The organism is Bradyrhizobium sp. CCBAU 53340 (assembly GCF_015291645.1).
GTDB lineage: Bacteria > Pseudomonadota > Alphaproteobacteria > Rhizobiales > Xanthobacteraceae > Bradyrhizobium.
In genome coordinates, this window is the sequence record NZ_CP030055.1 from 3,912,679 (window position 1) to 3,935,220 (window position 22,542).

Here is a 22,542-nt window from a genome sequence, read left to right on the forward strand (position 1 = left end):
GACGTTTCCGCCTCGACACCAAAGCAATCGGGACCGGGCGCATGATCAGCGAACATTTCGACACCCGCACACGGATCAACATGAAGCTGGCGCTGGACCGCGTCTGCCGAAATCGTCCCCGCGGCGAGGACCATGGCTTCCGACGATCGGTTGCCGAGAATATTATCCGCTGCGCACTCGCGGGGAGAACCGGCATCGGCCAGCTCGTCGACGCCGGCGAACGTGCAACGATCAGGACGCATGCGGAGCGGGAGCCGGTCTGATTGAGCCAGCGCAACCTTCGGTGCGGTGCTTCGACGCTGTTTCAACACGCAGATTGACTCTCCCTCGGCGCGACCCGTAAATTCCCCAGCGACGGTTCTCCTTACGGAGATCAAAAGGGAACGTTGTGCGGGATTTTCCCAACGCCGGGATTGTCTCAAAGCAGCGGCTGCCCCCGCAACTGTAAGCGGCGAATCTTTCGTCATATGCCACTGGGAATCTCGGTCCTGGGAAGGCGACGTAGAGGTCACGACCCGCGAGCCAGGAGACCTGCCGTCAGCCGTGGTCACACGCGAAGATGTCGGTCGGGGAGTACAGGCATTAGCTTCACCGGAGCAAGTTCGCGCTCCGTCGTGAAACCTCGTTCGCTGTGACGTGCCACTGACGTCATACCGAGGTTACAAGAGTGTCCCGCATCGTCCCTGCCGCCAGGCGCTTGAGCGCCGGCCTTGTCGCGTCGTTTTCCCTTTGCTCACTCGATCTTTCCGTGGTTCAGGCACAGCAGTCGGCATCGCCCAACCTGCTGCCGCCGATCGATGTCGCGTCAACCGAACGTCCAGCCAAGCCGCTGGGCGGGCAGCGTAACCCTGACAGGCCGGTGCAGAGGCGCCGCGCTCTGCCGCCGAAACCCGAAGCGCTGCCGGCGCCGCCCCCTGTTGCCGGCGTGTCTGCCGCCAATTTGTTTCCGACTGTCGTCGTCAGCCCAACGGGCGTGGTCACGCCGACCAATCTGGTTGCGAACTCGGTCACGGTCCTGACCGCCCGGGACATGGAGCGCGATCAGCGCCGAACGGCGTCCGACGCGCTCAGCGCCGTTCCAGGGCTCAATCTCGTCCAGACCGGCGGGCCAGGCGGACAGACGTCGATCTTCATGCGTGGAACGAATTCAAATCATACCAAGGTGCTGATCGACGGCATCGACGTCAGCGATTCCAGCAGCCCGAACCGCTCGTTCGATCTCGGCAAGCTGCTCACCTCCGACCTTGAGCAGATCGAAGTGTTGCGCGGTCCGCAGAGCGGTCTCTACGGCGCCGACGCGCTGGGCGGAGTGATCTCCATGGTGACACGGAAGGGCGACGGTCCGGCGCGCGCGACGGGCTCGGTCGAAGCAGGCTCGTTCGGTACGTTCAACCAGACGACCGGGCTGAGCGGTTCGCAAGATCACTTCAACTACGCCTTCAACGTCGCGCATTTTCGCGCCAGCGACGTACCGGTGACGCCCGTCGAACTGCTGCCGCCTGGTCAGAAGGCGATCGGCAACCATTACGACAACACGACCTATTCGACCAAGCTTGGCGCCGATGTCAGCGAATCCGTGACGCTCAATGCCGTTGCGCGGTACACCGATGCCACGCTGCACTTTACGGGCGACAGGTTTGATCCCGTGACATTGGCGAGTTTTCCCGCGGCTGCGCAAAGCACGCAGACGGTGCACCAGCTCTTCACGCGGGGAGAGGCGATCTGGTCCGCGCTCGATGAGCGGATGAAGAGCTATGTCGGTGTCAACTACACCAATCACCGCAACGACGACATCTCGCCCGGTGACGCGATGCCGACCATGACGACCGGCGATCGTGTCAAGTACGATTGGCACACCACGACTGAGCTTGCGCCCAATAACTATGTGATCATCGGTGCGGAGCACGAGACCGAAACTCTGCAAACCGCGACGGTCTCCGCGCAAAACGTCAACAAGGCCGGCTATACGGGGTTGCAGTCCCAGCTCCGGGATCGGGTCTTCGTCACGGCCAATGTCCGGCAGGATGACAACGAGCGGTTTGGCGAGCACCCGACCTTTCGCCTGGCCTCTGCGATGATCGTGCCGGTCACGGATACGAAGTTCAAGGCAAGCTACGGCACGGGATTCAAGGCGCCGACGCTCAATCAGCTCTATGTCAGCTTTCCCGCGTTCTTCTTCTTTGCCAATCCAAACCTCAAGCCCGAAGAAAGCATTGGCTACGACGCCGGCTTCGAGCAGCCCTTGTTCGGCGATCGCGTTCGCTTCGGCTCGACCTACTTCCGCAACGACATCACGGGCCTGATCCAGAGCGCGTTCGACCCCGCGACGTTCACCAGCACGAGCGTGAATATCGGCAAGGCGATCACGGAAGGCACTGAAAGCTTCGTCGCGGCTGCGATCACCGATCGTTTGCGTCTTCGCGCCGATTACACCTTCACCCGCGCCGTCGATGCGACGGCGGGGCTGGAGCTCCTCAGGCGTCCGAAAGAAAAGTGGAGTGTAAACCTCATCTGGAATCCGGTCGATCGGCTGACAGTGTCGGCAACGGTGTTGCACGTGGGGAGCTTCGTCGACGGCAGCCGCGACTTCAGCATTCCGCGTCTCCTGGCTCCGGCTTACACCGTCGCCAATTTGGCCGCGGAATACCTGATCACCGATCAGCTCAAGGCGTTCGGCCGGATCGATAACCTTGCCAATGTGCATTATCAAAATCCGACCGGCTTTCTGCAGCCGGGCCTCGGTGTCTACGCCGGCATTCGCCTCGCGACCTATGACGTCAGATAGCGGAAGCGAGGAATCCCATGACCAAATCTGATCCGCGCGTGGACTGGCTCGCGTGCCGGCTTGCTGGTCCCGGACCTGCTGCTGCGCTTCCGCAAAATATGCTATCAATCCCGCAAGGAGATCATTCCATGACTGTCACTATCCTGTCGCCGCGTGCCGATCGTGTCCGGCTCCGCCCGGTCGAGCCGCGCCATGCGTCGATGTTCTGTTTTGCGCTGCTGACTGTGGCGTGCGCGCTCGCAAGCTTTGCGTTCGCCTGCGCGATACCGTTTGCGGCGTTCGCCGTCATGGCCGCGGCCGCGCTGCCGTTGCGTCCGGCGCTGCTGGTCGTAACCGGGACATGGCTCGTGAACCAGTGCATCGGGTTCGGCGCGCTGCATTATCCCGTCGATGCCGGCACCATCGCCTGGGGTTTCGTCATCGGCGCTGTTGCGCTTGTGGCGACGGCCGCTGCGTCGACGGTGCTCCGTTCGCTGCCGCAGGGCCGTACGGCATTGATGCTGGCGTTGGCGCTTGTAGCCGCCTATGGCGCCTATGAGCTGGCGCTGTTCGCGGCGACGCCGGTCCTCGGCGGAGCGGGCGCTTTCACCGCCGCGATCGTGACGCGGATCGGGTTGACCAGCGCGGTCTGGCTCGTCGGCCTTGTCGCCGCCTGTGAAATCATCCGTCTGCTCGATCCGCTCGGACGGGGACGCGCGACAGCTTGAGCAGCGAGGTCCATTGGCGCGACGACATCGCATCGCTGGTGTTTCCCGTCACCGGTCACGGCGCGATCTGTGCCGTGCACCGCGGCGCCTTCCGGACATTGCTCGGCGCCGAGCCCTTGCCGGAGGCCTGCCTTGCCTATTTCCGGCGGTTCGAGGCGGTGTTTCGGGGCGCCGCCGACGCCAAGATCGCCCGCCGGGGCATTTTGCCCGGGACAAGTCTGCATCTTACCAGTCGCGACATCGCCCGGAAGCTGCTACAAGACCCCCAAATCGCCAATGGAGAATAGAACATGAGCCAGTCCCAGCTCGCCAACGCCCAGGTTCAGGTCACCCTTCCGGTCGCCGCCGGGCAGGTGGGACGGCTGTCGCAGGCTGTGATGGCCATGGTGCTCGGCCTGTTCGTCGTTGGCATGGTCGGCTTCTCCCATATCGACGTCGTCCACAACGCGGCCCACGACGTGCGCCACTCGAACGCATTCCCCTGCCACTAACCGAGACGGCATGAGCACGTTTCGCGCGATCGTCTTCGCGTCGGTCATATCAGGTTTCATCGTCGGTCTCGTCGTCACGGTCGTCCAGCAGGTCGGCACCGTTCCCCTGATCCTGAAGGCGGAAGTCTTCGAGAAGGCGGCGGAGTCGCACCAGCATGACGCCGCGGCGCAGCCGGTTGCAGCCGGGCATGACCACGCCGACCATGACCATGCGGCCCACGACCATGGCGACCACGACCATGGCGCCGGAGCCTGGGAGCCGCGCGACGGCTTTGAGCGCAATGCCTACACCGCCGCCGCCAACATCCTGACTGCGATCGGTTTCGCGCTTCTCCTTGCCGGCTTTTTTGCCGTGCGCAGCGGCGCCACCGGCGCGAGCGTGTCCTGGCATGAAGGCCTGCTCTGGGGCCTGGCGGGCTTCGCCGTCTTCACGCTGGCGCCCGGGCTCGGCCTGCCGCCCGAGCTGCCGGGCGTGCCCGCCGCGCCGCTGCTGTCGCGCCAGATCTGGTGGCTGGCTGCCGTGCTGGCGACAGCGGGAGGGCTCGCTTTGATCGTCTTCCGCCGCACGGTGCCGGCCGCGATATCAGGCGTGATCCTGCTGATCCTGCCGCATCTGATCGGCGCGCCGGAGCTCGCCAATATCGAGACCAACGTGCCGTCGTCGTTGATGCACCAGTTCGTCACCGCGGCGACGGTGACGAGCCTGGTGTTCTGGACCCTGCTCGGCGGTCTGACGAGCGCAGTGTTCGTGCGCTTCGATCAGCGCGCCTGAAGCTTGCGCCAGCGCTGTAGCGCGACAGCCGTCCACACCGTCTCGATAAGGCCGAACGGCCAGGCGCCCTGAAGAAAGCCGTAAGTCGCGCTGACCGACAGCAGCCCGAAGGTCGTGAGGGCGTCCATCAGTTCGCCGGGACCTTTGGCTTCTTGGCAGCGCCGAGCGCGTGAAAGACGGCATACTCCATTATTGGCCACAGCGCAGCCGTCGCCGTCAGCACGGTCGCCGCACACATCGCCGCCAGCACTGACGGTCTGATCTTCAGACCCGTTCTCCGCGACCGCCACACGATCCAGCCCCAAGCGCAGAGCACGACGGCGATCGACAGCCCCGTCATCAGCCCGTGAGCATGGTCCAGCACCGTGATCACGCTGCCCGCGCTGGCGAGCACGACGGCGGGCAATGTGAAGGGCAGCACACAGCACGCCGTGCAGGCCGCAGCGACAACGGCCGTTGCGACCGCCGTGCCTGCGGCTTTGCCGCCGGCAGGCTCGGTCTTGGCCGCGCAAGCGCACCCCTCCGATCTCTCAGAGGGGAGGCTGCACGACGGTCCAATAACGCTCATGTGATTCTCCTCATGCTTGTGCGTCTCGGACCCGATCGCTACGCCCTCAAGCCACTTGAGGTTCAAGCGAAAAGTGAGAGCTTCCATGAGAATTGGCGTCCTCGCCAAAGTAGCCGGCGTCTCCGTCCCCACGGTCCGCTATTACGAGAGCATCGGCCTGCTCGCACCGCCGGCGCGACAGGGTGGCCAGCGCATTTACGGCAGCGACGACGTCAAGGCGCTCAGCCTGATCAGGCATTGTCGCGATCTCGATTTTTCGATCGACGAGATCAGAGACATCCTCGCCTCGGTGCAGCGGCGCTTGCCCTGTAGCGACACGAAGACGTTCGCGGAGCAGCATCTCCGGTCGATCAGAAAGAAGATCGCCGGGCTGAGAGCGTTGGAAGCGACAGTGGCCGCGCTGGTCAGCGGCTGCGAGACGACATGCTGCGGCAGCGCCGCGCCGGACTGCGTGATCCTACAGCCAGGTCAGGCGCATTGCGGTTGAAGGCGGCCTGCTTGCTTCAGACATCCGCCGCTTTGCGCCCACCAATCGCTCGCCCAGTCCGCGTCGGCGATGGGGTGTCGCGATCGGCATCAACTTCCAAGCTCGCCAAGGGCCTGCGTGCCGCGCTCGACAAAACCGCGAGTGCAAAAGGCTGACCCCGCTGGCCGTCACGACATCAGTTCGTGCAGGCCGGTCCATCCCGTGTAGAGGCCGACGAAGACGATCAGGGCCGCCGAGACATAGGGCGCGCGGTGGGCGTAGCGGCTGAAGCCGCCCCAGTGGCGTTCGACGTGTCGCAGGCTGAGCGCGGCGAGAACGCCTGAAGACACCATCGTGATCGCGAGCCCGATGCCGAAGGACAGCACCAGGACGAAGCCGAGGCTGAATTGCTTCAGCTGAAGGCAGAGCAGCAGCACCGTGATGGCGGCGGGGCAGGGGATCAGCCCGCCGGTCAGACCGAACAGGACGATCTGCGCCGTGGTGACCGTGCGTCCGGCAAAGCGCTTGCGGATGTCGGCGGCGTGGGCGCGGGCATGCGCATCGTCCTCGTCGCCGAGATCGATGTGGTCATGATCGTGCTCATGCCCATGCTCTTCAAACAGCAGTTCGGTCGCCTCGCCGGCGAGGGTGATTCGTGCCTTGAACGCATGCGGCTCGGGAATCTCATCGACGCTTTCGAGATATCCATCGCGGGCAGTGAACGCGAAGCTCTGCTCCGAGCCGTCCTCGCGGATGGTGGTCACCCTGATGTCGCCGGCAGCGGGACGCGAGCCGTTCTCGCTCCGGATCCGCCAGCGCGGCGGCACGCCGTCTTCGAACACCTCCAGCAGCAGCGCGAAGCCGGCGAGCGAGATGGATTGCGGCTCGTCGTGGTGGTGATGATGATCATGATCGTGGCTCTGGTCCCGCCAGGTGCGCCAGACCATCCAGCCGGCGATGCCGACGATGATGGCGGCGGACACCAGCTGCAGCCAGGCCTCGCTGCGTTCGCCTGATAATTCCTGGCCGAAGTACAATCCCGCGAGCGCGACCGCCCAGACAACAGCGGTATGGGAGATGGTCGCCGACAGGCCGAGCAGCACGGCCTGGAGCACGGTGCCTCTGACTGCGATGATGAACGCCGCCATCATCGTCTTGGAATGCCCGGGCTCGAGGCCGTGCAGCGCGCCGAGCAGGATCGCGCTGGGCACGAACAGCCATGCGTGTGCGCTGCTCTGCTGGAGCAGGTGAGACAGGTCGGTCATCGCGTTCACTTCAAATAGGTTCGGACGACGTCGATGAGGTCGGCGGCGCCCTTGGCCTTCTCCGGATCCTTCTCGTGCGCGGGATCCACGACATGATGTCGGATGTGGTCTTCCAGCAGCTCGGTGGTCAGACCGCTGATCGCGCCTTTCACCGAAGCCACCAGCATCAGCACGTCGGCACAGCCGATCTCCGACTCCAGCGCGCGCTCGACGGCCTCGAGTTGACCCTTGATGCGCCTGACGCGGCCGATGAGCTTCGACTTGTGCTTGATGGTGTGAGACATGCAAGTAAGATAGGGGGGTACCCTATACGAGTCAATGCGCGCTTGCCGTCATGTGAAGCTCCGTCGTCGCGAATTCCTATCTGTCACCGTCACCCTGAGGTGGCCGCTTCTTCAGCGGCCCTCGAAGGGCGACGGCCCGCTTGCAGCCGGGCCGTACATCTTTCGAGGCTCGCCTTGCGCTGCATTCGCATCGCAAGCCTCGCGCCTCAGGATGACGGATTTGGAAGCAGTGATGCCGACTCAGTCGCGATCTCAGTGCGCCCTCGCAAAACTGGTCGCGCGTCTTGTGACATGAAATCAGAGATTGTGAGATGTCATCTTCACGAGGGTATCACTGTAAGCAACCCCGTGTCTTCCCGGTAACGATAGTGCCGCGAGAGCAACACTTACGGTGGATTTAACCTTCATCACTGGTCGTTCGCGTCAGCGCCGCTTTTTGGCCACACCCGAACATGAATAAAATCGCTCTAATGTTTTCAGGGGCTGGGCTGGCTCCTTGCAGGCGCGCGGAAAATCCCAAGGTCGATTCAAATCTTGGGTCTGATGTTCTGGGTCTGACAAGGGTTGGCCAAGGAAACTGGACCAAGGAAACTGGTCGCGATGGACGCCAAGGCCAACATCAAGCAGAGGCTGCCGAGCCGTCACGTGACGGAAGGTCCCGCGCGCGCGCCCCATCGCTCTTACTTCTACGCCATGGGTCTGACCACCGCGCAGATCCACCAGCCCTTCGTCGGCGTCGCCTCCTGTTGGAATGAAGCCGCGCCCTGCAACATCGCCCTGATGCGCCAGGCGCAGGCGGTGAAGAAGGGGGTCGCATCCGCCGGCGGTACGCCGCGCGAATTCTGCACCATCACCGTCACCGACGGCATCGCCATGGGCCATGACGGCATGCGCTCCTCGCTGCCGTCGCGCGAATGCATCGCCGACTCGGTCGAGCTGACCGTGCGCGGCCACGCCTATGACGCGCTCGTAGGCCTTGCCGGCTGCGACAAGTCGCTGCCGGGCATGATGATGGCGATGGTCCGTCTCAACGTGCCCTCGGTCTTCATCTATGGCGGCTCGATCCTCCCCGGCAATTTCCGCGGCCAGCAGGTCACCGTGCAGGACATGTTCGAGGCGGTCGGCAAGCACTCCGTCGGCGCCATGTCGGACGAGGACCTCGACGAGATCGAGCGCGTGGCGTGTCCCTCCGCGGGCGCCTGCGGCGCGCAGTTCACCGCCAACACCATGGCGACCGTATCGGAGGCCATCGGCCTTGCGCTGCCTTACTCGGCCGGTGCTCCGGCACCGTATGAAATCCGCGACGCCTTCTGCATGACCGCGGGCGAGAAGGTGATGGAGCTGATCGCGTCCAACATCCGGCCACGCGACATCGTCACCCGCAAGGCGCTGGAGAATGCGGCCGCTGTCGTCGCAGCGTCAGGCGGTTCGACCAATGCTGCGCTGCACCTGCCGGCGATCGCGCATGAGGCCGGCATCAAGTTCGACCTGTTCGACGTCGCCGAAATCTTCAAAAAGACACCTTATGTCGCGGATTTGAAGCCGGGCGGCCGTTATGTCGCCAAAGACATGTTTGAAGTTGGCGGCATCCCGCTTCTGATGAAGACGCTGCTCGACAACGGATTTCTCCACGGCGACTGCATTACGGTCACCGGTCGAACGATCGCCGAAAACCTCAAAAGCGTGAAATGGAATCCGCACCAGGACGTGGTGCACCCGGCAGACAAACCCATCACCGTCACCGGCGGTGTGGTCGGTCTGAAGGGCAATTTGGCGCCAGAAGGTGCGATCGTGAAAGTCGCGGGAATGTCCAACCTCAAGTTTACCGGTCCGGCCAGGTGCTTCGACCGGGAGGAGGACGCGTTCGCGGCCGTTCAGAACCGCACTTATAAAGAAGGCGAAGTCATCGTGATCCGCTACGAGGGCCCCAGGGGCGGCCCCGGCATGCGGGAGATGCTCCAGACCACTGCGGCGCTCACCGGCCAGGGCATGGGTGGCAAGATCGCACTCATCACCGACGGCCGCTTCTCCGGCGCCACGCGCGGCTTCTGTATCGGCCATGTCGGCCCGGAGGCGGCGGTCGGCGGCCCGATCGGGCTGCTTGAGGACGGCGACATCATCGAGATCGATGCGGATCTCGGTACCCTTAACGTAAAATTGAGCGACGCTGAGCTGGCTCAGCGCAAGACCAAATGGAGCGCTCGCGCGACTAACCATACGTCGGGTGCGCTCTGGAAATATGCCCAACAGGTTGGACCAGCGGTCGGGGGGGCAGTGACCCATCCGGGCGGTGCGCACGAGAAACAGTGCTATGCGGACATCTAGGCGTGCCATAGTTGCGTTTGTGTTGGGGGCTACCGCGCTGGCCGCGCCGGCGCTCGCCTTCGACGGCGCGCCCGTCAACCCGAAGGATGCGACCATCCCCGTCGTAACCACCTTGCCCGGTGCTGCCGGCACGGTGCGCAAGGCGGCGCCGCCGGTGGTGACTCAGGAAACCTCGGTCAGCGCCCTGGAATATGCCGCCGAGGGCGGTCACCCGGTTGCGCAGTGGATGCTCGGCCGCATGTATGCCAGCGGCGACGGCGTGGCCCGGGACGATGTGCGCGCCTTTGAATATTTCAGCCGCATCGCCAACACGCATGCCGAGGACAGCCCGTCGACGCCACAGGCGCAGGTCGTCGCCAACGCCTTCGTCGCGCTTGGCCGCTACTATCTCACGGGCATCCCGAACTCGAAGGTCAAGCCGGACCCGGATCGGGCCCGGGAGATGTTCTCCTATGCGGCGTCCTATTTCGGTAACGCGGACGCGCAATACGATCTGGCGAGGCTCTACCTGAAGACGCCGGACGCCTCGCGCGAGGACTTCCGCTATGGCGCGCGCTGGCTCGGCCTTGCCGCCCAGAAGGGCCAGCACGAGGCCCAGGCGCTGCTCGGCCAGATGCTGTTCAACGGCGACCGCCTGCCGCGGCAGGCCGCGCGCGGCCTGATGTGGCTGACCCTGGCGCGTGACAGCGCCAACGCCGACGAGATCTGGATCAAGGAAAACTACAACCGCGCCTTCGCCAAGGCCTCGGTCGACGACCGCGCCATGTGCCTGCAATTGCTGGAACAGTGGGTGCAGGGCCGCCACGAGTAGAGCGGTAGCCTCGGTCTCGTAGGGTGGGCAAAGCGAAGCGTGCCCACCACCCGTTTCGATCAGGAAGAGCCTGTTTCGATCAGGAAGAGATGGTGGGCACGGCGCTTTGCGCCTTTGCCCGCCCTACGGCAGTTGCGATTGCCGCTCGCTCCGACTAACCCGGCGTAAAGCCTACGCCGCCTCGAGATCCAGATCTGCCCACACCGGCACGTGGTCCGACGGCTTCTCCCAGGCCCGCACATAGCTGTCGATGCCGACATTGGCGAGCCGGTCGCTGGCCTGGGGCGAGAGCAAGAGGTGGTCAATGCGCAGGCCCTGGTTCTTCTGCCAGGCGCCGGCCTGGTAGTCCCAGAACGTGTACAGCCCAGGCTCGTCGGTGACGGCGCGCAGCGCATCGGTCAGGCCGAGGCCGAGCAGGGACTGGAAGCTCTCCCGCGTCTCGGCCTTGAACAGCGCGTCCTCGGTCCAGGCCGCGGGATTATGGACGTCGCGGGCGTGCGGAATGACGTTGAAGTCGCCTGCGAGGATCAGCGGCTCCTCGGTCTTAAGTCGCTCCTTCGAATACTCAAGAAGCCTGGACATCCATTTGAGCTTGTAGGGATATTTCTCGGTCCCGACAGGGTTGCCGTTGGGCAGATAGAGGCAGGCGATGCGCAGCACTCCGCGCTTGAGCGTCACCACGCCCTCGAGGAAACGGGCATGAGTGTCCTCGTCGTCGCCGGCGAGCCCCGATTTGGTCTCGTCGAATTTGAGCTTGGAGAGCAGCGCGACGCCGTTGAACGTCTTCTGCCCATGCGTGACCACGTTGTAGCCGAGCGCCTCGATCTCCAGCCGCGGAAACGCCTCGTCGACGCATTTGATCTCCTGCAGGCAGACGATGTCCGGCTGGCATTCCCTCAGCCAGGTCAGGAGAAGATCGATCCGCTGCCGGACCGAATTGACGTTCCAGGTGGCAATTCTGATGGGCATGTCGGCGGGCTCCGGGCAGGGGCCATGGTTAGAACAAACTGCCAACGCGCCCGTCAAGGACGCTGCAAAATCTCCCACAAAATTAACCCGGCTTAAGCAGGCGGCAGGTCATTGATCGTCAAAAGGTTCCTCGGATGGGATGGCCGCACAAATCCATGACGCGAACTGAGCCGCGCGACGGTCTGATCGGCGCGTTCCTGTACTGGCTCGGCGGCTTCGAGATCGAGGATGGCCTCACCGCCGATCTCAGCGAGCGCGAGCTGCGCCGGATCCGTGCCAAGCAGATCGATGCGGTGACGCGGCTGATCCCGGTGACGATGGCCGTCACCATGCTCAATGTCGCCATCGTGCTGATCCTGTTCTGGGGCAGGGGCTGGAACGACTTCCTCGCGATCTGGGGAGCAACCCTCACGGCGGTCGCTTCGCTCGCGGTGCGTTCGTGGCGGCGCTCGCTCCAGGCCCCGCCGCAGGAGGCGTCGCGGCGTGCCGTGCGGCAGATGACGCGGCAGGCGTTCTTCCTCGCCGCGATCTGGGGCGCGCTGCCGCTGGCGCTGTTCAGCCTGATAGAGCCGACCAGCCAGTTGATCCTGGCCTGCCTGATGGTCGGCATGATGTCCGGCGGCGCCTTCACGCTGTCGACCTTTCCGCGCGCCGGCCTCGTCTATCTCGCGACCGTGACGCTCGCCTGTGTTGGCGCATTGCTGCTGTGCGGCAGCGGGCCGTATCTGGTGACGGCGGTCTTCCTGCTGCTGTTCGCGTTCTTCATGGCGCGCAACATCGTCTCGCAGGGCAATCTGTTCCTCGGCAATCTCAAGGCCCAGCTCGAGCTCGAACGCCAGACTGAGATCATCTCGCTGCTGCTAAAGGATTTTCAGGAGAACGCCAGCGACTGGCTGTGGCAGACCGATGCCGAAGGGCATCTCACCGACGTGCCGCAACGTTTCGCCGACGTCGCGCAGCTGCCGCTTCCGCTGCTGAAGGGATCGCTCTTCGCCGACGTGCTCGACATGCTCTGCCCCGAGGACAAGGCGGCCGCCTACAACATCGTCGGCCTGATGGAGCACGCCGAGCCGCTGCACGAGATGAACCTCAAGGTCGTCGCCGGCGGCGAGGCGCGGCTGTGGTCGCTGACCGCGAAGCCGGCCTACGACCGCGACGGGCAATTTCTGGGCTATCGCGGCTTCGGCCGTGACGTCACCGAGCGCTGGCGCGCCGAAAAGGCCGAGGCCGAGAGCCGCGCCAAGTCGGATTTCCTCGCCGTGATGAGCCACGAGATCCGCACGCCCATGAACGGCGTGCTCGGGCTTGCCAGCATGCTGCTCGAAACCGAGCTCGATCCGGAGCAGCGCGAGGCGGTCACCACGATCCGCGAATCCGGCGACAACCTCCAGCGCATCCTCAACGACATCCTCGATCTCTCCAAGCTCGAGGCTGGACGCTTCCAGTTCGAGGCGATCGACTTTGCGCCGCAGGCGCTGGTCGAGACGGTCGCGACCGTCGTGCGCGCCAGCGCCAAGAGCAAGCGGCTTGCCGTCAAGGTCGAGCTCGATCCGAGCCTGCCGCCGACGCTGCGCGGCGACGTCGCGCGCATCCGCCAGGTGCTGCTCAACCTTGCCTCCAATGCCGTCAAGTTCACCGACCAGGGCGAGGTGACGATCAAGGCCATCTGCCAGGCGCGGCGCGATCTGCTGGCGACCGTCGAATGGACCGTCACCGACAGCGGCATCGGCATCGCGCCGGAGAAGCTCGGCCAGCTGTTCTCCGACTTCGCCCAGGCCGACGCCTCGATCAGCCGCCGTTTCGGCGGCACCGGCCTCGGCCTTGCGATTTCCCGCCGCATTATCGAGCAGATGGGCGGCACCATCGGCGTCACCTCGACGCCGGGCGAGGGCTCGACCTTTCGCTTCACGCTGGTGCTGCCATGGAGCCAGACGCAGACGTCCGACCAGGACGCCGGCCGCGAGGAAGCCGATGACCTCAAGGCGCGCATTGCAAGCCTCGACCGGCCGCTGAAAGTGCTGGTCGCGGAGGACGACGCCGTCAACCGCCTGGTCGTGAGCAAGATGCTCAGCGCCTTCGACGTCGAGCTACGGGTCGTCACCGACGGCGCCGAGGCGGTCGCGGCCGTGTCCGAGGGCGATTACGACATCGTGCTGATGGACGTGCGCATGCCCGAGATGGATGGCCTTGCCGCGACCCGGGCGATCCGCGCGGAAGGAGGGCGCTTCGCCGCCTTGCCGATCGTCGCGCTGACCGCCAACGCCTTCCCCGACGACGTCAAGGTTTGCCGCGAGGCCGGCATGACGGACTTCGTGGCCAAGCCGCTGCGCAAGCCCGCGCTGGTCGCGGCCCTGCTGCGTGCGCTGGACGGACACGTGATGACGGAGGAGGCGCCGCTGCTGCAGCCGGAGCTGCTGCCTGACGAGGTGGAGTGGACGGACGAGGAAAGGCAGATGACGGGCGCTTAAAGTTTGCCATAAACCCGCTCGGCGACCGCCTTCAGGTGCTCGACCGAACCGGACTCCGGATGCGGCTTGACCGGGGCGAACAGGATCGAGGCCTGCCTGCCGTTCTTCCAGACAAAGATGTTGACGGCATTGCCGTTGCCCTTGGTGCAGGAATGCTCGCCGAAGGCTTCACGGCCGAGCTCGGGGATCGCCACGTGCTGGCAGGGGTTGGGGCGCTTCATCATGCTGACGGCGGTGTCGCGCGAGGTCGTGATCACCGCGACTGTCATGGTGTTGGCCTCGCGATCGAACATCATGCAGCTGCCCGCGCCGGTGCGCTGGACCTGCAGCGTGCTCTTGTCGAGGAATCCGTCGGCATCCGCTGCGGTAAGCCATTCGCAATCGCCGAACCGCTCGCTGGTCCTGGTGACATTGGCGATGGCAATGCGCGCGGCGTCAGTGACCGGTCCGAGCAGCGTGTCGTCGGCGCGCCGGCCGGTCGGATAGACGCTCACTTGCAGAATGTAATCGCCGGACAAGGCGACAACAGAGGCCTCCTGACGCTCCGCACCGGCGGCGCTCGTTCCGCCCTGGCCTTCCTCGCCGATGCCGGACACCGCGTTCAGCGGCATGCGCTCTTTGAGCGTCTTGACGAAGGTTGCGTACAATTCCCTGGCGCGGTCCTTGTCGGGATTGCGGAACACGGTCAGCATCATCGTGTCGCCGCGACCTCCCTGATAGATGCAGCCGCGGCCGTCCTGATTTGAAATCAGCGACCATTTGAGCGCCGGCATCGCACCGGCGAGCTCCTTGGCTCTGATGAACGGGCAGGTTTCGGCAGCGTGCGCGGGAAGCACGGAGAGGGTTGCGATGGCAAGGACTAGGACGAGGTAACAGAACAGACGATCGATCATGCGCATTGGATAATTTGCTACCGCTATTGGTGCGCCATGGGCCGATGAAGGCACCACTCGTTCGCCGTGGCACTGCGATGCAAGTCTATCGCGACGACAATGCCACCGATCGCCCGTCGGGGAATTCCTAGGCACCTCCACAATGTGGCTGTGGTTCCTTGCATCCGTCAAGCCAGCGGCGGGATTTCCCATATTTTTACAGCTTCGAGCAAGCGAGTGTTGAGCACGCGGCTCCAATTGCCCGTAACGCTATCTCATCGATCGGCCCTGAAAATGGTCGAATGTGCCGTCGCGGGGAGGCCGATGTTCGAGGTCGACTGTTGCGATCAAGCTGGAGCGCAGTCGCCAACTGCCGCCGGATCGTTCAGTTGGTCAGAAGCAGCTCCAGTCACGGCGCGGCTGCTCATCGCAGAAAGATCGTATTGAAGATCCCACCAGTCTCTCAACTCGCCGGGTGAGCGTCGGGCAGGGGATGTGGGCCCCGCCATGGTCGATGAAGATGGGCACTATCGTTTCGTCGTGGCACGGTGATGCAGCGCTCCAGTCGAGAATGATCTATCCGTCGACTTGACCGTCTTTGCGTGACCACTTCGTGGAGACGGAAAGGATGGCTCTATTTCGGGGCTGGGAGTCCTTCCATTGCGACGATGCGGAACTTGGCGCCGCTCTGCCGTACCTTTGCTGCTTCTCGATTCTCTGGCGAGTCGAACCAGCGTCTTGCTGTGTCCATGTCTGGAAACTGAAGAATGGCCATGCAGCAAGGGGCGCCTCCGTCGCCTTCAAACAGAACGTTTCGCTGGCTGCGTGCAAGATAACGCGCACCATATTTCGGCAGAATGTCACGTGCCAATCTGCCGTACTCCTCCTGAATCGACTCGGCTCCGCTGGTCGCGGTTCGTTCGATAACAACGAACGCAGGACGTTCTTCCTGAGCGAACGACGGTGACAACAGAATTGCCACAAGGGCAACTGAACCGAAAAGAGCAACGATGCCGGCATCATTCAATGATCGCTTCATCGACTCTTCCTCCGCATGTTCGTCCGATCTTTAGACGGCGGCTGAAGTCGTACTGGGCCCCGTATCCGCGCATGGCCGCGTGTCCTGATCCAGCAGGACGTGCGCGATGACCGAGAACGGCTGCGGGACACGGAATGTTCCCGTCTTGAATGAAGGTAACGAACTCCTGCAGAGCATGGATTCGAGGCTGGCCCTCATCAGGAACATGAAAGCGGTAGCCGTTTGCTCAGGGTATGTGGTGGAGGCAATGCTGGTACGACGGCGGGCGAAGGCCCGCGGTGAGCGCAATTGGCGGGGGCGGCGCGGAAATCGGCGCTCGCAGGACACTCTGTCATGGTCTGGCGTAGGGCGGCGCGCCACGGCCGATGAAGCAGGGCACCACGCTTTCGCCGTGGCGCTATGACGCGGCGACCGCCGACGCGATCCAGTCGCAGCACGTTGCGAAGATCGATCGCTGCGACAGTGTTACGCGGTAGAGGCGCGGCTTATTTCGCTGCCTGCGGCCCGAGGTAACAGACCCGATCAGCCGCTGCTCGGAAAACCGGCAGAGCCAGCTGCAAAATGGTCCGACGCGCCGGGCCTCCGATGACGGTGTACGCAATTGCGAAATGGCGTGCCCCTTCAGAACACTTTCACGAACTCCCAGACAATTGAAATCCCATGTGATTTTGCAGATGCTCACGGCACAGCGATCCTCGCCGCCGACTTTGGTCCCGGCGCGTGCCTTACAAACTCCGCGCGCCATTGCGGCTCCGGAATGCTAATATCGCCGCGGCCGCAAAGACCGACGCGATTGAAATACGGTCGAGACGAGCGCGAAGAGACGCACTCGAAGAACAACGCCTGACCGCATTTGCGGTTCGTCGGCCGGGATACGGAGGACGCTATGGCATGGCGCGACGACAAGGCCCGGGCAACTCTGATCCACGACGCGGCGGAAAGCGTGCAGCCGGGCAAGGCCCCCCGGACCTTTGCCGAACTTCTGTTCGGCTACGCCAATAGCGAGGATCTCGCCAACTACGATGCCTCCTCGCTGGCCCTCCTGGCGGAGCAGGCCTGGGAGCACGTGCAGCGGCGCACGGCCGGTCGTGCCGATATCCGAATCGTCAATCCGATGATGCCGGATGGGCGCGAGATGTCCGTGCTCGAAATTCTCAACGACAACATGCCCTTCCTGTTCGATTCCACCATTGCTGAAATCGCCGAGCAGGGCATCGAGGTCACTCTCGTCGCTCATCCCATCATCGCGGTGGAGCGCGATGACCAGGGCAAGCTCGTGCGCTTCTACGGTGAAGCGCTGCCGGAGGGAGCAAAGGGCACACGCGAAAGCCTGATTCACCTGCATATCACCCGCCTTGACGCCGACGCCGACCGCGAGAGGCTGATCGACGGCCTCACCAGAACGCTCGGCGACGTGCGCGCCTGCGTCGTCGACTGGCGCGCCATGCGCGACAGGGTCGAAGACGCGATCAAGACTTTCTTGTCCAATCCGCCGCCGCTGCCGATCGACGAGGTCGCCGAGGCCAACCAGTTCCTGCAATGGCTCTGCGCGGACAATTTCACCTTTCTCGGCGTGCGCGAATATCGTTTCGCGCCAGATAGCGATGTGTCGGACGACATCACAACCGCCGAGGGCCTCGGCATCCTCCGCGACCCCGATGTCAAGGTCCTGCGCCGCGGCAACGAGATGGTGGTAATGACGTCGGAAATTCGCCAGTTCATGCGCGAGCCGACCCTGCTGATCGTCATCAAGGCCAATGTGAGCAGCCGCGTTCATCGCCGCATCCGGATGGATTATATCGGCATCAAGCTCTATGCGCCCGACGGCCGGCTCGAGGGCGAATTGCGTGTCGTCGGCCTGTTCACCTCGGGCGCCTATACGCGCTCGGCGCGACAGATCCCCTATGTTCGTCACAAGGTCTCGCGGGTGCTCCAGCGCGCCGGCTTCGACCCGAACAGCCATTCCGGCAAGGCTCTCCAGCATATTCTTGAGGAATATCCGCGCGACGAGCTATTCCAGATCGACGTCAATACCCTCTTCGATTTCGTCATGGAGATCCTGATCCTCTATGAGCGCCCCCGCGTCCGCGCGCTGGCGCGGGTCGACAAGTTCGATCGTTTCGTCTCCATCCTCGTTTTCATTCCGCGCGACAAATACGACACCGACGTGCGCGTGCGCGTCGCCAACTTCCTTGCGCAATCCTACCGGGGCACGGTGTCGGCCTCCTACGTGTCCTTCCCCGAAGGCGCATTGGCGCGCGTCCACTACATCATCGGGCGCTATGAAGGTAAGACCCCGGCCGTCGAGCGCACCACGCTGGAAGCAGGGATCAGCGCCATTGCCGCGACCTGGGCCGACAAGCTGAAGGCCGCGCTGGCTGCGTCCACGGACGGCATGCGCGCGCGCATGCTCGCCAATCGCTATGCCCGGGCCTTTACCGGCGGCTATGCCGAGGTTTCCACGGCGGAGCAGGCGATTGCCGACATCGCAACCATCGAAAGGCTCACACCGGCCCGTCCGGTGACGATTTCGGTTCACCAGCTCGATGGCCCGGAAGATCCCAGACACTTCGGACTGAAGGTGTTCTCGGATGCCGCGCCGCTGTCGCTGTCCTATCGCGTGCCGGTGATCGAAAACCACGGCCTGCGCGTGGTCAATGAACGCACCTATCAGATCGTGCCCGGGAACCGGCTCGAACCGGTCTGGCTGCACGACATGACGATAGAGACCAGCGATGGCCAGCCGATCGAGATCAGCCGGGAGTTCAATCATCGCCTGGAAGCCTCGCTGATGGCGGTGGTCGGCGATCGCGCCGAATCCGACGGATACAACGGGCTGATCCTGCGCACTGACCTGGGCTGGCGCGAAGTCTCGACCATCCGGGCGCTGTCGCGCTATCTGCACCAGATCCGCACGCCGTTCAGCCAAGACTATATGTGGGAGACCCTGCGCAAGAACGCGGCGATTACTGCCAACCTCGTTGCGCTGTTCCAGGCCCGCCTCGACCCGCGCCTTGCCGTGACCGATTCCGAGCGCGCGGCAAAGGAGAGCGCTCTCCTTGCCGAGATCGAGGAGCAGCTCAAATCCGTCGCATCCCTCGACGAAGACCGCATCCTGCGCCGTTTCACCAATCTGGTGCAGTCCACCATCCGGACCAATCTGTGGCAGGTCGGCGAGGACGGACATCCGCATCCAGTGATCTCCTTCAAGTTCGACGCGCGCGGTATCGAGGACTTGCCGGCGCCGCGACCGCTGTACGAGATCTTCGTCTATTCCCCCCGCGTCGAGGGCATTCACCTGCGCTTCGGCAAGGTTGCGCGCGGCGGCTTGCGCTGGTCCGATCGGCCGCAGGATTTCCGCACCGAAATCCTCGGCCTCGTCAAGGCGCAGCAGGTCAAGAACGCCGTGATCGTGCCGGTCGGCGCAAAGGGCGGCTTCGTGCCCAAGCGCCTGCCGCCGCCCTCCGATCGCGAGGCGTGGCTCGCAGAGGGCACCGAAGCCTATCGCATCTTCGTGCGCTCGCTGCTCGAACTCACCGACAATCTCGACGGCGACATCGTGGTGCCGCCCGACTTGACCGTGCGGCATGACGGCGACGATCCCTATCTGGTCGTCGCCGCCGACAAGGGCACCGCCACCTTCTCCGACGTCGCCAACGCGATCTCGGCCGAGAAGCACCATTGGCTCGGCGATGCCTTCGCCTCCGGCGGCAGCCAGGGCTACGACCACAAGAAGATGGGGATCACGGCGCGCGGCGCCTGGGAAGCGGTCAAGCGCCACTTCCGCGAGCTCGGCACCGACATTCAGACCATGCCTTTCACCGTGGTCGGTGTCGGCGACATGTCCGGTGACGTCTTCGGCAACGGCATGCTGCTCTCGCAGGCGACGAAGCTCATCGCGGCATTCGATCACCGCGACATCTTCATCGATCCGTTCCCCGACCCGGCGATCAGCTTCACCGAGCGAAAGCGCCTGTTCGACCTGCCGCGATCGAGCTGGCAGGACTACAACAAATCGCTGATCTCGGAAGGAGGCGGCGTGTTCTCGCGCTCGCTCAAGGCTATACCGCTCGCGCCGGAAGTGCGCAGCCTGCTCGATCTCGACAAGGAGCAGGCGACGCCCTTCGAAGTGATGACGGCGATCCTGAAGGCGCGCGCGGACCTCCTGTGGTTCGGCGGCATCGGCACCTATGTCCGGGCGTCGGCGGAGAGCGACGATCAGGCCGGCGACCGCGCCAATGATCCGATCCGCATCACCGGGACCGAGGTTCGCGCCAGGGTGATCGGCGAAGGCGCCAATCTCGGCGTCACCCAACGCGGCCGCATCGAAGCGGCGCAGAAGGGCGTCAAGCTCAACACCGACGCGATCGACAATTCGGCCGGTGTGAATACCTCTGACGTCGAGGTCAACATCAAGATCGCCTTGGCGCGCCCCGAGCGCGAGGGACGCCTCAGTCCGGCTGACCGTAACGCCCTGCTTGCCGCGATGACCGACGAGGTCGGTACGTTGGTCCTGCGCAACAACTATCTGCAGACGCTGGCGCTCTCGCTGGCCGAACGCAAGGGCGTGGCCGAGACCGGTTTCCTCACCCGCTTGATGCAGTCGCTCGAGCAGCGCGGCCTGCTCAGCCGTGTCGTCGAATTCCTGCCGGACGATGCGGCGATCGCCGAGCGCACACGACGCGGCCAAGCCCTGACGCGGCCGGAGCTAGCCGTATTGCTCGCCTACGCCAAGCTGACACTCTACGACGACCTGCTCCTCACCGGCGTGCCCGATGATCCTCATCTCGCCCGCAGACTATCCCTGTATTTTCCGGGCGAGGTCCTCGACAAATTCCCGACGGCGGTCGAACTCCATCGGCTCCGGCGCGAGATCATCGCGACCAGTCTCGCCAATGCCGTGATCAACCGCGGGGGCCCGGCCTGCATCGTGCGCCTGACCGACGAGACCGACGCCGATATCGCGACCATCGTCATGGCGCAGGTGGCTGTCGACGCGATCTACGACCTCAGGCGGCTCAATGACGCGATCGACGCGCTCGACACAAAAATCGACGGGCAGTTGCAGCTCGGCCTCTACGCGTCGATCCAGGATCTCCTGCTCTCCCGCATGGTCTGGTATGTGCGCAATGTCGATTTCAGGGATGGTCTCAGCGCGATCAACGCCCGGTTTGGCCCGGCCGTCCGCGAGATCGCAGCCTCTCTCGACGACGCCCTGCCGCCGGACATGCAAGCCGCGCGCGGCAAGCGCCGGCAGGACCTGATCGATGCCGGCATCCCCACCGGCCTCGCCGGCGAACTCTCCGACCTCGACGCCCTGGTCTCGGCGCCTGATATCGTGACGGTCGCCGAGCGCACCGGCCGCAGCATCGGCGATGCCACCGCGACGTTCTTTGCCGCCGAGGCCAATTTCCGTCTCGACCGCATCATCGCCGCCGCGCGCACTGTGACGGCCAGCGATCATTTCGAACGCCTGGCCATCGACCGCACCGTCGAGCTCATCGCGGCCGCCGAAAGACGCCTGACCGCAGATATGCTGGCAACTGGCCAATCCGGTCAGCAGGCTGCGGAAAGCTGGCTTACGGCTCATCCCGAGGCGACGCGCATCCGCCGCGCGGTCGAGGAAATTGCCGCCGGTGGCCTGTCGCTCGCCAAGCTGATGGTTGCGGCGAACCTGCTCGGGGACCTGGTCAAAGCGTGAGGGCGTGCGAGGCGGCGATGCGAGATGTGCAATGCTTGCTCAGGACGGAGGAATCCAATGATCCACGCCACTTGCCATAGCGCCGACAATGTCCGCTGCGTGGAGTTCGATGCCACGCCGTGGTTCAGCGAGGCGGATGCTCCGAGCATCATCGATTTGGCCCAACGAGGATGGGCCAGCAAGGCGATTGCGGAGTCGCTCGAGCACCGAGGCGGATACGAAGGCTTGCACGACCTCGTCGAGTATGCGGCGAAGCGACTGCAATCGGAATCCCTGGAGGATCCAACCTGGGAAACCTTCGAGTGCGTCGTCGATGGACCCGAGGCCGTCGCCTGGCTCAAGCAGAACCGGCCCAACGTGGTGGCAAAAATTCCGTAAGCCACGGGAAGCGCAGCAAAGGCCACCGTTGATTGGCGGCGTCGCAAGCGAAGCGGCGCCGCCGACAAGATTCGAACTTTCCTGATGGATTGGAGTGCGGCAGAGGGGGCCGCTTCGGCATCAGGCTGTGTCGGACCCGCCGCGTGTGTCCGGTCGAGCTCCCCATCCTTGGGGACCTCGCGATGATTGCATCTTACCGCTGTTTTGCCGGACGGGTCAAATTATTTTCGTAAAATCCGAATAGTGCCGTGCCGGTGTCCCGGCTACTGTGCATGGGGTTGTTTTGCAGATTTCGAAATGGGCTAGATCGAGAAGCTGGTGCCGCAGCCGCAGGATGCCGTCGCGTTGGGATTGTTGACGCGGAACGAGGCGCCGATCAGGTCGTCGACGAAATCGACCTGCGAGCCCGCCAGGAACGGCTGCGAAGCGGAATCGACCAGCACCACGGCATTGTCCTGCTCGATCACGAGGTCGTCGTCGGTGCGGTCGCGGTCGATGTCGAACTTGTACTGGAAGCCGGAGCAGCCGCCGCCCTCGACCGAAATGCGCAGCATCGCGCCAGAGCCTTCGCCCTTGAGGATCTCCCCGATCCGGCGTGCGGCGCGGTCACTGATGGTCACGGCAGTCGTCATTGTCGGTCT

Annotated in this window: 20 protein-coding genes and 1 riboswitch; of the genes, 12 read left to right on the forward strand and 8 right to left on the reverse strand. The window is 64.1% G+C overall.

Going from position 1 to position 22,542, the window contains the following annotated elements; translation table 11 throughout:
* The first annotated feature begins 41 nt into the window (after positions 1-41).
* The 6 genes from XH89_RS18580 (at position 42) to XH89_RS18605 (ending at position 4,755) form a co-directional block, all read left to right on the forward strand.
* Positions 42-263 carry a hypothetical protein gene (locus XH89_RS18580; protein WP_194461918.1) on the forward strand — a complete coding sequence of 74 codons (222 nt, stop codon included), beginning with the start codon at positions 42-44 and terminating at the stop codon, positions 261-263.
* A 75-nt stretch (positions 264-338) separates the two neighbouring features.
* A riboswitch (cobalamin riboswitch) is annotated at positions 339-554 on the forward strand.
* A 194-nt stretch (positions 555-748) separates the two neighbouring features.
* Positions 749-2,785, forward strand: coding sequence for a TonB-dependent receptor plug domain-containing protein (locus XH89_RS18585; RefSeq protein WP_367401025.1), 2,037 nt, complete (start codon positions 749-751; stop codon positions 2,783-2,785).
* Positions 2,786-2,913: 128 nt separating this feature from the next.
* Positions 2,914-3,492 carry a hypothetical protein gene (locus XH89_RS18590; protein ID WP_194461920.1) on the forward strand — a complete coding sequence of 193 codons (579 nt, stop codon included), beginning with the start codon at positions 2,914-2,916 and terminating at the stop codon, positions 3,490-3,492.
* Entirely contained in the window at positions 3,489-3,779 is a 291-nt protein-coding gene (locus XH89_RS18595) for a hypothetical protein (protein ID WP_194461921.1), read from the forward strand. The genes XH89_RS18590 and XH89_RS18595 overlap by 4 nt, the downstream gene beginning before the upstream one ends.
* 3 nt (positions 3,780-3,782) lie before the next feature.
* Positions 3,783-3,983, forward strand: coding sequence for a CbtB-domain containing protein (locus XH89_RS18600; protein WP_194461922.1), 201 nt, complete (start codon positions 3,783-3,785; stop codon positions 3,981-3,983).
* 10 nt (positions 3,984-3,993) lie between these two features.
* Positions 3,994-4,755: a CbtA family protein gene (locus tag XH89_RS18605; protein ID WP_194461923.1), complete on the forward strand. Its 762-nt coding sequence runs from the start codon at positions 3,994-3,996 to the stop codon at positions 4,753-4,755.
* Here XH89_RS18605 and XH89_RS18610 read toward each other — a convergent pair.
* Together XH89_RS18610 and XH89_RS18615 are read right to left on the reverse strand one after the other, a co-directional pair.
* Positions 4,743-4,883 (reverse strand): hypothetical protein, encoded by a 141-nt coding sequence (locus XH89_RS18610; protein WP_194461924.1) that lies wholly within the window; start codon positions 4,881-4,883, stop codon positions 4,743-4,745. The two genes, XH89_RS18605 and XH89_RS18610, sit on opposite strands and share 13 nt — an antisense overlap.
* On the reverse strand, positions 4,883-5,323 hold the full coding sequence (locus XH89_RS18615) for a hypothetical protein (RefSeq protein ID WP_194461925.1): 441 nt from the start codon (positions 5,321-5,323) through the stop codon (positions 4,883-4,885). The genes XH89_RS18610 and XH89_RS18615 overlap by 1 nt, the downstream gene beginning before the upstream one ends.
* Before the next feature lie 85 nt (positions 5,324-5,408).
* Here XH89_RS18615 and XH89_RS18620 point away from each other — a divergent pair, with 85 nt between their 5' ends.
* Positions 5,409-5,810, forward strand: coding sequence for a MerR family transcriptional regulator (locus tag XH89_RS18620; protein ID WP_194461926.1), 402 nt, complete (start codon positions 5,409-5,411; stop codon positions 5,808-5,810).
* A gap of 167 nt (positions 5,811-5,977) precedes the next feature.
* On the opposite strand, the gene XH89_RS18625 is transcribed toward XH89_RS18620, so the two are convergent.
* Entirely contained in the window at positions 5,978-7,054 is a 1,077-nt protein-coding gene (locus tag XH89_RS18625) for a nickel/cobalt efflux transporter (RefSeq protein WP_194461927.1), read from the reverse strand.
* Positions 7,055-7,059: 5 nt separating this feature from the next.
* A complete protein-coding gene (locus XH89_RS18630; protein WP_063706516.1) occupies positions 7,060-7,338 on the reverse strand; it encodes a metal/formaldehyde-sensitive transcriptional repressor in 279 nt (92 codons plus the stop codon).
* A gap of 600 nt (positions 7,339-7,938) precedes the next feature.
* On the opposite strand from XH89_RS18630, the gene ilvD reads away from it, so the two are divergent.
* A complete protein-coding gene (ilvD, locus tag XH89_RS18635; protein ID WP_194461928.1) occupies positions 7,939-9,663 on the forward strand; it encodes a dihydroxy-acid dehydratase in 1,725 nt (574 codons plus the stop codon).
* Positions 9,650-10,474, forward strand: coding sequence for a tetratricopeptide repeat protein (locus XH89_RS18640; protein ID WP_194461929.1), 825 nt, complete (start codon positions 9,650-9,652; stop codon positions 10,472-10,474). The genes ilvD and XH89_RS18640 overlap by 14 nt, the downstream gene beginning before the upstream one ends.
* 171 nt (positions 10,475-10,645) lie before the next feature.
* Here the strand turns inward: XH89_RS18640 and xth are convergent, their stop codons facing one another.
* Positions 10,646-11,443: an exodeoxyribonuclease III gene (xth, locus tag XH89_RS18645; protein WP_194461930.1), complete on the reverse strand. Its 798-nt coding sequence runs from the start codon at positions 11,441-11,443 to the stop codon at positions 10,646-10,648.
* Between the two features lie 134 nt (positions 11,444-11,577).
* Here xth and XH89_RS18650 point away from each other — a divergent pair, with 134 nt between their 5' ends.
* Positions 11,578-13,911 (forward strand): ATP-binding protein, encoded by a 2,334-nt coding sequence (locus XH89_RS18650; RefSeq protein WP_194461931.1) that lies wholly within the window; start codon positions 11,578-11,580, stop codon positions 13,909-13,911.
* On the opposite strand, the gene XH89_RS18655 is transcribed toward XH89_RS18650, so the two are convergent.
* Positions 13,908-14,810 carry a hypothetical protein gene (locus XH89_RS18655; RefSeq protein WP_194461932.1) on the reverse strand — a complete coding sequence of 301 codons (903 nt, stop codon included), beginning with the start codon at positions 14,808-14,810 and terminating at the stop codon, positions 13,908-13,910. The genes XH89_RS18650 and XH89_RS18655 overlap by 4 nt on opposite strands.
* A 607-nt stretch (positions 14,811-15,417) precedes the next feature.
* A complete protein-coding gene (locus XH89_RS18660; protein ID WP_194461933.1) occupies positions 15,418-15,822 on the reverse strand; it encodes a DUF1330 domain-containing protein in 405 nt (134 codons plus the stop codon).
* An 886-nt stretch (positions 15,823-16,708) separates the two neighbouring features.
* Here XH89_RS18660 and XH89_RS18665 point away from each other — a divergent pair.
* Both XH89_RS18665 and XH89_RS18670 read left to right on the forward strand, forming a co-directional pair.
* Positions 16,709-21,523: an NAD-glutamate dehydrogenase gene (locus XH89_RS18665; RefSeq protein WP_194461934.1), complete on the forward strand. Its 4,815-nt coding sequence runs from the start codon at positions 16,709-16,711 to the stop codon at positions 21,521-21,523.
* 57 nt (positions 21,524-21,580) lie between these two features.
* A complete protein-coding gene (locus tag XH89_RS18670; RefSeq protein WP_194461935.1) occupies positions 21,581-21,901 on the forward strand; it encodes a hypothetical protein in 321 nt (106 codons plus the stop codon).
* Between the two features lie 302 nt (positions 21,902-22,203).
* On the opposite strand, the gene erpA is transcribed toward XH89_RS18670, so the two are convergent.
* A complete protein-coding gene (gene erpA / locus XH89_RS18675; RefSeq protein ID WP_011087527.1) occupies positions 22,204-22,533 on the reverse strand; it encodes an iron-sulfur cluster insertion protein ErpA in 330 nt (109 codons plus the stop codon).
* Positions 22,534-22,542 lie beyond the last annotated feature (9 nt).

Bases quoted from the DNA above. Each gene is read 5' to 3' on its own strand.
- XH89_RS18580 (WP_194461918.1), top strand. From the start codon at position 42: ATGATCAGCGAACATTTCGACACCCGCACACGGATCAACATGAAGCTG.
- XH89_RS18590 (WP_194461920.1), top strand. From the start codon at position 2,914: ATGACTGTCACTATCCTGTCGCCGCGTGCCGATCGTGTCCGGCTCCGC.
- XH89_RS18600 (WP_194461922.1), top strand. From the start codon at position 3,783: ATGAGCCAGTCCCAGCTCGCCAACGCCCAGGTTCAGGTCACCCTTCCG.
- XH89_RS18605 (WP_194461923.1), top strand. From the start codon at position 3,994: ATGAGCACGTTTCGCGCGATCGTCTTCGCGTCGGTCATATCAGGTTTC.
- XH89_RS18610 (WP_194461924.1), bottom strand. From the start codon at position 4,883: ATGGACGCCCTCACGACCTTCGGGCTGCTGTCGGTCAGCGCGACTTAC.
- XH89_RS18615 (WP_194461925.1), bottom strand. From the start codon at position 5,323: ATGAGCGTTATTGGACCGTCGTGCAGCCTCCCCTCTGAGAGATCGGAG.
- XH89_RS18620 (WP_194461926.1), top strand. From the start codon at position 5,409: ATGAGAATTGGCGTCCTCGCCAAAGTAGCCGGCGTCTCCGTCCCCACG.
- XH89_RS18625 (WP_194461927.1), bottom strand. From the start codon at position 7,054: ATGACCGACCTGTCTCACCTGCTCCAGCAGAGCAGCGCACACGCATGG.
- XH89_RS18630 (WP_063706516.1), bottom strand. From the start codon at position 7,338: ATGTCTCACACCATCAAGCACAAGTCGAAGCTCATCGGCCGCGTCAGG.
- ilvD (WP_194461928.1), top strand. From the start codon at position 7,939: ATGGACGCCAAGGCCAACATCAAGCAGAGGCTGCCGAGCCGTCACGTG.
- XH89_RS18640 (WP_194461929.1), top strand. From the start codon at position 9,650: ATGCGGACATCTAGGCGTGCCATAGTTGCGTTTGTGTTGGGGGCTACC.
- xth (WP_194461930.1), bottom strand. From the start codon at position 11,443: ATGCCCATCAGAATTGCCACCTGGAACGTCAATTCGGTCCGGCAGCGG.
- XH89_RS18650 (WP_194461931.1), top strand. From the start codon at position 11,578: ATGGGATGGCCGCACAAATCCATGACGCGAACTGAGCCGCGCGACGGT.
- XH89_RS18655 (WP_194461932.1), bottom strand. From the start codon at position 14,810: ATGCGCATGATCGATCGTCTGTTCTGTTACCTCGTCCTAGTCCTTGCC.
- XH89_RS18660 (WP_194461933.1), bottom strand. From the start codon at position 15,822: ATGAAGCGATCATTGAATGATGCCGGCATCGTTGCTCTTTTCGGTTCA.
- XH89_RS18665 (WP_194461934.1), top strand. From the start codon at position 16,709: ATGGCATGGCGCGACGACAAGGCCCGGGCAACTCTGATCCACGACGCG.
- XH89_RS18670 (WP_194461935.1), top strand. From the start codon at position 21,581: ATGATCCACGCCACTTGCCATAGCGCCGACAATGTCCGCTGCGTGGAG.
- erpA (WP_011087527.1), bottom strand. From the start codon at position 22,533: ATGACGACTGCCGTGACCATCAGTGACCGCGCCGCACGCCGGATCGGG.